Genomic DNA, 9,304 nt, shown 5'->3' with positions numbered 1-9,304 from the left:
ATCGGTTTTTTAAAGCAGGAAGTACAGATCAATGGCCGCTCTACCATTAATGTTGTACTGATTCCTGATAGCAAAAAACTGTCGGAGGTGGTTGTTATAGGTTACGGTACGCAAAAAAAATCAGATGTAACAGGTTCCTTGTCCAGCCTGTCATCAAAAGATTTTAAAGACCAGCCTGTTACCCGTGTTGACCAGGCACTGCAAGGCAGGGTCGCCGGTGTGCAGGTGGTTAGCAACTCCGGCGCACCCGGTGGTGATGTTAAGATCAGGGTGAGGGGATCCAATTCCATACTGGGCGATAACAATCCGCTTTATGTTATTGATGGTTTTATAGGCGGCGATTTCAATAACCTTAACCCTGATGATATTGCCAATATCGAAATTTTGAAAGATGCATCGAGCACGGCAATTTACGGCAGCAGGGGAGCAAACGGGGTTGTTTTAATTACAACAAAGAAAGGAAATGCAGAAAAGCAGGAAATAACCCTTACCCCTATTTTTTATACATCGAGGGTTATCAAGAAAATGGACCTGCTAAGTGCAGCCGACTTTGCAAGCACGGTAAATACACGAAATACTGCTCTTGGTTTGGCGCCTTATTTTACCCAGGCACAGATAGATAATTTCAGGACCAACGGCGGAACTAACTGGCAGGATCAGGTTTTTAGGACTGCGCCCGGACAGGAATATAAATTAGGTTACTCCGGTGGCAATGCCAAAACACAATTCTTTATTTCGGGGGATTATCTAAATCAAAATGGTATCGTTATCAACTCAAACTATAAGCGTTATGCGCTCAGGTCAAATATTAATTCACAGTTTTCTGATAAACTGACCACCCGGCTTAATATTTCGGCTATAAGGAGAGAAAACCTGAATACAAATAATCAGGGTACTGGAGGCTCTGTAAACCAGGCTTTGGCATGGGCACCCACTACGCCGGTAAGGACTGCTGCGGGCACATATACCCTTGTAGATCCGCTGGGCTCTATTCGTTATAACCCGGTAGCTTTGGCCAATGACGTAGAAAACATCGTTGACAATTCCAATATAACCTTAAACGGAGGCGCAAATTACCATTTCTTCAAGGACCTGTCGTTGGATGTAAGCTTTGGCGTTGATTACCAAAACATACAGGGTAAAAATTATTCCGGCCCTTCTGTAACCAATAACATTCCAAATGCCAGCCGCACATCTACTGAGTTGTTCAATTTGCAAAATACCAATACGTTAAACTACTCGCACATATTTAACAACGTGCATAGTTTAAATGTTACCGCTGTATTTGAGCAGCAAAAATATACTTCAACAGGTTTTAGCGCCAACGCCAATAGCCTTACATTTGCTAACCTGGGGTATGATAATCTTGCCTTGTCCACTACACAGTCGGCTGGTTCAACCTATTCAGGGTCGGCTTTAATTTCCTATTTAGGCCGGGTAAACTATGCTTATAAAGACAAGTATTTGCTGACAGTTTCAGTCAGGAGGGATGGATCTTCAAAATTTCAACCCACTAACCAGGAAAGTACCTTTCCATCAGTTGCTTTAGGCTGGAAACTATCTGAAGAACCCTTTATTAAAAAACTAAACGTTTTTGACACCTTTAAGATCAGGGGCAGCTGGGGTTTAACAGGGAGCCAGGCTATTAACCCATATGCTACGCTGTCTACTTATCTCAGCGATGCCTTTTCGGCCGCCAACAGCTTTAACAATACATCGGTTTCTTCAGGGATAGTGCTTGGTAATGCCGCCAATCCTTTCCTGAAATGGGAAACAACGCAGGCAGAAGACTTGGGCTTAGACCTGTCCTTATTTGATAACCGGTTGAGTTTTACCGCCGATGCCTATATAAAGAACACCAGGGACCTGCTTTTATCCCTTCCGTTGCCGGCTTATGCAGGCGGAGGTAACATTATTAGTAATGTAGGGAAAATGAAAAACAGCGGGCTTGAATTTAATATTGGGGGCACGCCTGTTCAATCGGGTAAGTTTACCTGGTCAAGCTCCTTTAATATAACATTTCAAAAAAACCTTGTTAAAAGCTTGGGCTCGTTAGCCAGCGTGTTTTCAGACAAAAGCGTAGCAAACGCGGGTGCGGGCCTGTCTACCCAACCCGAATTTATAATTAAACCAGGCTATGCGCTCGGATCATATTGGGGGCTCAAATATTTGGGGACCTGGAAACCCAACGAAGCGGCTGAAGCAGCAAAATATGGCAATAAGCCAGGTGATTCACATTACCAGGACCTGAACGGCGACAACGCGATAAATGGCAGTGATTTTCAGATCATCGGAAACGGTACGCCTAAACAGTCGCTGGGCTGGAATAACACTTTTACCTATGGCGATTTTTCGGTAAATATTTTTGTACAATCATTATTGGGCTTTAGCAAACTGGATTATACTTACGCCAGTTCTATAACCGCTAATGCGGACGCCAAACAAGCTACCAACGTAGGGGTTTTGAACAGGTATATACCCGGCGTTAATGAAACCTCAAACATCCCTGCATTCAGTTCTACCAATAAGGACTATTTTGAATCAAGCCGTTTTTTGGAGAACGGAAATTTTGTAAGACTTAAGAACCTGAACGTTTCTTATCATTTGCCAAAAGGCACCATTAAAGGTGTTGACCTTAAGTTATTTGTAGGTGCCACTAATCTGTTTACCATAACCAAGTATAAAGGATTTGATCCGGAATCAACTAATGCCGGTTCGGGATCGGATGTTACCCAAAGTATTGATTTTGGCTCATATCCCAACTCTAAGACATTTAATGCAGGTGCGGTATTCAAGTTTTAAAACATATTGAAAAGTTAATTATGAAAAAGATTTTAATTATATCAATGATCCTTTCTGTGCTTGGTTGTAAAAAAGCGCTGAAAGAAGATCCCAAAGGGCAGGTTGTAGGGGCACAGGCCTTAAGTACGGTAGCAGGTTTAAATGCAGCATTGGTAGGCGCTTATAAGCCATTATCAACTACCTGGGTAAGCGGCTTTACTACGGCGGCGGTATCTGCTGTATTGATGGGTTCGGATGATCTGACCACTCATCCGGCCAGTAATAAAGCCGATCTGAGGGAGTTTGATCAATATCATGTTTCCAGTTTAAACGGAAGGATGCTTAATATCTGGAACGGGTGTTACAAATCTATACAGGGTTCCAATAACATCATCAACAATTATAAGTCAACCACAGGCGATGCTGCCTCTATAAATCAGATCCTGGGCGAAGCTTATTACCTGCGTGCGCTTGATTATTACTGGCTTATCAGGTTATGGGGAAAAATCCCGCTGATCACTTCAGAAGTTTACAGCCCCGAAGTTTTAAAGGTTGCTACATCTGCTCCGGCCGAAGTATATAAGCTGATTGAAAGCGATCTTTTGAATGCCGAAAAACTGATGCAAAATAAGAAATTGGATGCAGGCAGGGCTTCCAAAGGTGCTGCATCAGCACTGCTTGCTGATGTTTACCTTACAGAGGGTGGCTGGCCCGTTAATGATAATTCGAAATACGCACTGGCCGCTGCAAAAGCAAAGGAAGTAATAGACAATAAAGCAGCCTATGGTTTCGATCTGGTGGCTGACCTGAACACCTTATGGCAGAATACCAGGTTAGGAACAACAACCGCCGAAGAGGTTTTTGCCATTCATAATTGCGGTACCTGTAACTGGTTTAATTCAAATGCACTTTATGGCTCTTCTGCAATGCCGGGAGAAGAAAACGGCTGGGATGACTATTTTGCGGAGATCAAATTTTTCAATGATTTTCCGGCCGGCCCAAGAAAGGATGCCACTTTTCATACGGTTATTAAAAAGTCTGACGGTACCACGATACCATGGCAGAACGATGCTGTAAAACATCCTTATTTTGAGAAATTCAGGGCTCCTGTTGAGGGAAGTACCGATGGCTCAAGCGGTACCGTTCAAATGATGCGGTACGCACATGTTTTATTGATATATGCCGAGGCCCAAGCCCGGAGTGGGGCTGTTAATGACCAGGCTTATGCAAGTGTTAACGCCATACGGTCGCGCGCGGGCTTAGCTCCCCTGGTTGGTTTATCAAGTACAGATTTTGTAAAAGCGGTAATTAGTGAAAGAGCATGGGAATTTGCGGGGGAATATACCAGGTGGTTTGATATAACCCGCTTGCAGCTATTAGCCCAGGTTATTGCGAGCAGAGATCCGTCAGAAAATGCGGTGATCGGAACACCGCAATATTATTTACCTATCCCTGCCGGCGAGCTTCAGTTAAATCCTAACTTAGGAAATTAATAAAAATGTCAACCGGGGAGCAGGGTTTACGCCTTGCCTGAAAGAAAAATAATAAAAGTTAAATAAGATGACTGGAGCTACTGTCCGGGTGGTTCCAGTCATCTTATATCCTGATAACATCAACCTTAATGAAAAAGAAACACCTCTCACTTATTACATTATTAATTATTATTAAAAGTTTAGCCTTTGCAAATACAAACACCTCCATTGCTGATACGCTTGTACACGGTAAGGTATTATTTGATACAGATGGAAAGCCTGTTAACGCCCACGGCCCGGGTGTGATGTATCACCAGGGTGTTTATTACCTTTTTGGAGAAATAAAAAATGGAAAGACCTGGCTTGTTCCCGGTCAAAACTGGGAAGATTACCGGGTTCCGGCAGGTGGAATATCCTGCTATTCATCTACTGATCTTAAACATTGGAAATATAGGGGGGTGGCTTTAAAGCCTACCGTTAATGACCCGGGCAGCGACTTGGATACAGGCAGGGTGATAGAAAGGCCTAAAGTGATCTATAACGAACGTACAAAGAAGTTTGTGATGTGGATGCACATAGATAAAAATGATTATAACTACTCGCGGGGTGGCGTTGCCATAAGTGATAGCCCTGTTGGTCCATACCGGTACCTGGGCAGTGTTAAACCGAATGATCAAATGTTAAGGGACATGACCTTGTATAAAGATGATGACGGAAAAGCCTACCTCATTTATTCATCCGAAGATAACAACACGATGCATGTTTGCCTGTTGAGTGATGATTATTTAAAACCAACAAAAACATATTCAAGAATATTTGAGAACCAAAAAAGAGAGAGTCCTGCTATTTTTAAGAATGGGGGGAAATACTATTTAATTACCTCTGGTTGTACGGGCTGGTCGCCCAATGCCGCATCATACGCAGTTGCTGATAAAGTAACGGGCCCCTGGACGCAGCAAGGTAATCCATGCAAGGGATTAAACTCCGACGTAACTTTCTTTTCGCAAGGCGCGTTTGTTCTGCCTGTTATTGATAAGCCGGGAAAGTTTATTTTTATGGGAGATGTCTGGAATAAGACCGATCTGGAGAGATCTACCTATCTGTGGTTGCCTCTCCAGGTAAATAATGGGGAAATAGAAATTTATAACCCGTAACTTATTGTATAGCTTTTCAGACCTATGCTTCCCTAAAACAAAAGAATGTTAATATGAACCCTATCCATAAAATTGTCAGGCCATGTATGGTGATATTATTTATAGCAATAGTTACCAGCTTGCATGCGCAAATAAAATCAGTGTCAAAACCTTTGTTTGACGATCCTCTTGAGCATGGGGCTGCGGACCCCGTAGTGATCTATAATAAGCAGCAAAAAATGTGGTGGATGTTTTATACCAATCGTCGCGCCATGTTAAATGATTCAACCGGAGTTCAATGGGTGCATGGCACTAAAATTGGAATAGCCGAATCAAAAGATGGCAGGGTGTGGAAATACAGGGATACGGCAAATATTAATTACCGCGTTAATGCTGGTTATACATTCTGGGCCCCGGACATTATTGAAAATAAAGGTTTGTATCATATGTATTTAACCTACGTGCCGGGCATATTTACTGATTGGGACCATCCCCGGGAAATTGTTCATTTAACCAGCTCCGACCTGATCAATTGGAGATTTGAAGCCGTTTTACCATTAGGTACCCATCACGTAATTGACGCTTCTATTATTAAAGTTTCAGATGGTTTATGGCGGTTGTGGTATAATGACGAAAAGAAAGGCAAAGCAATATCATATGCCGAAAGTACCGATCTGTATAACTGGACAGATAAAGGCATCGCCATTCCGGCACTTGGTGAGGGCCCCAAAATTTTCAGATGGCAAAATAAGTATTTCATGATCGTGGATGTGTGGAAAGGGATGGAGGTTTACAGTTCTGATGATTTATTGAAGTGGACCAAACAGGAGGGCCGTATTTTAGAAGAGCCAGGTAAAGGTAAGGACGATCAGGCTATTGGCGGTCATTGCGATGTAGTGGTAAATAACGACAGGGCTTATATTTTTTATTTTACCCACCCAGGCCGGTCAAAAGATAAACCGGCTGCAAAAGGTTCATTCGAGAGTAAGAGAAGCGTGATCCAGTTAGCCGAATTACACTATAGCAACGGAGTAATATCCTGCGATCGTGATGAGTCGGCCACTATCCATTTGGTGAATACATTTCAGAAAGAAATAGTCATCCATTAAAATTTAAATATAAGACAACGGTTATTCGTAACTGCTAATGATAGCACGCAGATATAGCGCCTGTAATTAACTCAGAATTGCAGGCGTTTTTGCATCCGGTACACTCAGTTTCAAGTTAAACTTTGAGGATAGATCACTCTATCTCGTTAACACCTCCGGGGCTTTCAGGGCGATGCAGATATACATCCTGCTGCGGGAAAGGTATCACAATGCCGTTTGATCTGAATGAGGCTGTAATAGCCATGATAATATCGCTGCGGGTTGCATAAGAATCACGGAGATGCCTTGTCCAGAAAAAAACCTTTACATCAATAGAGCTGCTGCTAAACTGCTCGTATTGAACCACTGGTGCCGGGCTTTTGACAAGGCGCTGTTCCGCGTTTAAAATATCCATCAGCAAATGCCGGGCTTTTTCCAGATCGGCATCATATGCAATGCCGATAACTATAGACATACGCCTGCGGTTGCCCCCCAACGACCAGTTGATGAGGTGAGAGTTTAACAGATCACCATTGGGCATTACCATATCTGCACCTTCCCAGGTGGCGATGACACTGCTGCGAAAACCGATAGATTTCATGGTTCCGCCCTGTCCGTCAATATCAACCACGTCGCCTACGTTAACCGGCTTTTCAAAAGCGATGATCAGTCCGCTTACAAGGTTGTTAACAAGCGTTTGCAAGCCAAAACCTATACCTACACCTAATGCGCCCAAAACAATAGTGATCCTGTCTAAAGGGATGCCTGCGGCTGCGATCGCCAAAAATAAACCTATACTGAGTATGGAGATCCTGATCAATAGCAACCAACTGCCTATACCAGGCCCGGTATTTTTCCCATCCTTGTCGGATGTTTGGCGTCTGTCAGAAGCAAAAAAAGAAACGATCTTGGAAATGATAACGGACACTGCCATTATGCCGATAAAAAGTAACAGCTTGTTGATGCTGAAACTGTAATCGCCAATTGTGCGCTCCTCACTGAAAAACTCCCTTAACGGGCCGGCAATATACTCGAACCCGGCAAAATTTCGCCCAAACAGTATGATCCAGCCAAAAACTAATAAGATATAAAATAGGGCAGGGGCCTTATTGCCAACTTTCTCAAAGTTTAAATAAAAAAGTTTTGGGTCCTGGTGGGTATAAACATTAAAAGCCAGGAAAAGTCCCTCGTTGATCAACCTGATGCTCCATAAAAAAAGAATGGTGATCACCACGTTCAGAAAGCCGCTTATCAATAGTGTTTTGGCCAGGTTGTACCTGCCAAATATGTTAGCTACTGTAGCCAGGAACTCCAGCAAGGCCATAAGGCCGATAGCTACCAAAATCAATTTCTCCCTTAGTTCTTCTCTTTTTCCTTTAAGCATGACCATTACACCCGTAATGCAACCCAGTACAGAAATGATGAGCATGAACCAGCGTTCTGAACGTGATGCCTGAAGTATCAGGTTATCAAAAGCGGCAATTAAAAACAAGCTCACCATAGCCAGCCATACCTTCATCCAGTAGCGGGTAATGAAATTCTTAAACAGTACAGTAAGGCTGATACATGCTATTGTCCAGAATATCACGCTCAGGATAAAAGGGGGTGAAAAGAAAATAAACTGAAACAAATTGATCACAATTACAAAGGCAGACAGTAGGGGGTAACGAAAGATCAGCTGCCCTTCATAATCCTTGGTGATCAATTGCTGATCGGCATAAATATTTTTCAAAGAGCGCATATACGTATAAGACGCAATCAGGAGCATTACAAAAACAACCAGTTTCCAGGCGTTATCCTGCAGGTAAAAGAGTAGTGTAAGTATCCCCTTAGCTTTTGCCTGCCCAAGTATCTCGCCAAATGGCCGGTAATGACCGGGTGGCTCCCATATATTTTCAAACTCCCTGTCGAAGGTGTTTTTTGCCATTGTTTTTTGATACAATTCAATTTCCTCCAGGCTGGTTTGCAGTTTGAAAACCTGTCCGTTTATTTGGTTCAATAACCCCTGAACATTGTTGTTAGCTTGTTTCAGTGCGCTGTCAACAGGGTGAATTTCACGGGCTACTACTACAATTTGCTGAATGTATTTGGAAAGCACCACTGAGTCTGTCGAAAATTTAAACAGTGCCGGTACGCTCAGCAGGGAATCCAGCTGGTAACGGAGCCCGGTAAGTTCCTGCTGGTGATGGTCGAGCCGGGCTTTGCTTGCATTGGCTTTATTTAAAAGCTCGGTGAGTATTTTTGAGGTGGCTGTTAAGTTACGGAAAGTTTGTGCCGTGCCTGTGTTGGTGAGCACGCCATCGCCTGCTATCAGGAAATCTTTTTGAGTGAGGTCAAATTGCGCCCTCGTCCCAACTGTATCCACACCTGTTCGCAAATAGCTTTTGGCCTTTTGCATGGTTTTTTTGATCTGCTCAAAGATGTTATTTTGTGCTAATGCGGCTTTATCCGCGCTAAAATCTTCGGCGCTTTCGCGGGCTGATTTTTTTGCGAAAGCCTGCATTTTGACCATGAAACTTAAACTGTTGCTGTCTTTTGCGGTGGCTTTCCGGGTGGAGTCGGCTACTTGCGCATATACGGTAACATAGCTGCACAAACCAATAATAAGCGTTAATAACAGGCGTGATAAGAATTTAATCATTTATAAAAATAACGGATAAAAGTTTAGTTCAGAGTAAAAAAGTTATATTTGAGTATCTGAGCCTCACATCAATGAAAAAAAATCAGCTGCCTATTCCCACCTGCTTTTTGCCCCTGAATATCCTGCATCGATCTACTCAAACCGTCAACCCGGATGTAAGCTGAAATGTCAACTGTAAGGAGATTGAAG

The 9,304-nt window shown here is 43.1% G+C and carries 5 protein-coding genes; 4 read left to right on the top strand and 1 reads right to left on the bottom strand.

Annotated elements, in window-relative coordinates; genetic code table 11:
• The 4 genes from VF500_RS25870 to VF500_RS25855 form a co-directional block, all read left to right on the top strand.
• The coding region (locus VF500_RS25870; RefSeq protein WP_330862428.1) for a TonB-dependent receptor at positions 1-2,802 on the top strand (2,802 nt) is incomplete at its 5' end.
• 20 nt (positions 2,803-2,822) lie between these two features.
• The gene (locus tag VF500_RS25865; protein ID WP_330862427.1) at positions 2,823-4,274 is read left to right on the top strand and encodes a RagB/SusD family nutrient uptake outer membrane protein; all 1,452 of its coding nucleotides are present in this window, start codon (positions 2,823-2,825) and stop codon (positions 4,272-4,274) included.
• 128 nt (positions 4,275-4,402) lie between these two features.
• Positions 4,403-5,407 carry a glycoside hydrolase family 43 protein gene (locus VF500_RS25860; RefSeq protein WP_330862426.1) on the top strand — a complete coding sequence of 335 codons (1,005 nt, stop codon included), beginning with the start codon at positions 4,403-4,405 and terminating at the stop codon, positions 5,405-5,407.
• An 86-nt stretch (positions 5,408-5,493) separates the two neighbouring features.
• Entirely contained in the window at positions 5,494-6,495 is a 1,002-nt protein-coding gene (locus VF500_RS25855) for a glycosyl hydrolase (RefSeq protein ID WP_330862425.1), read from the top strand.
• Between the two features lie 133 nt (positions 6,496-6,628).
• Here the strand turns inward: VF500_RS25855 and VF500_RS25850 are convergent, their stop codons facing one another.
• Entirely contained in the window at positions 6,629-9,115 is a 2,487-nt protein-coding gene (locus tag VF500_RS25850) for a mechanosensitive ion channel family protein (RefSeq protein ID WP_330862424.1), read from the bottom strand.
• Between the last annotated feature and the right edge of the window lie 189 nt (positions 9,116-9,304).

The organism is Mucilaginibacter sp. (genome assembly GCF_036383575.1).
In the GTDB taxonomy this organism is placed as follows: Bacteria; Bacteroidota; Bacteroidia; order Sphingobacteriales; family Sphingobacteriaceae; genus Mucilaginibacter.
The sequence above is the reverse complement of the archived record's forward strand: the minus strand, read 5'-3'. Positions and strand labels throughout refer to the sequence as shown.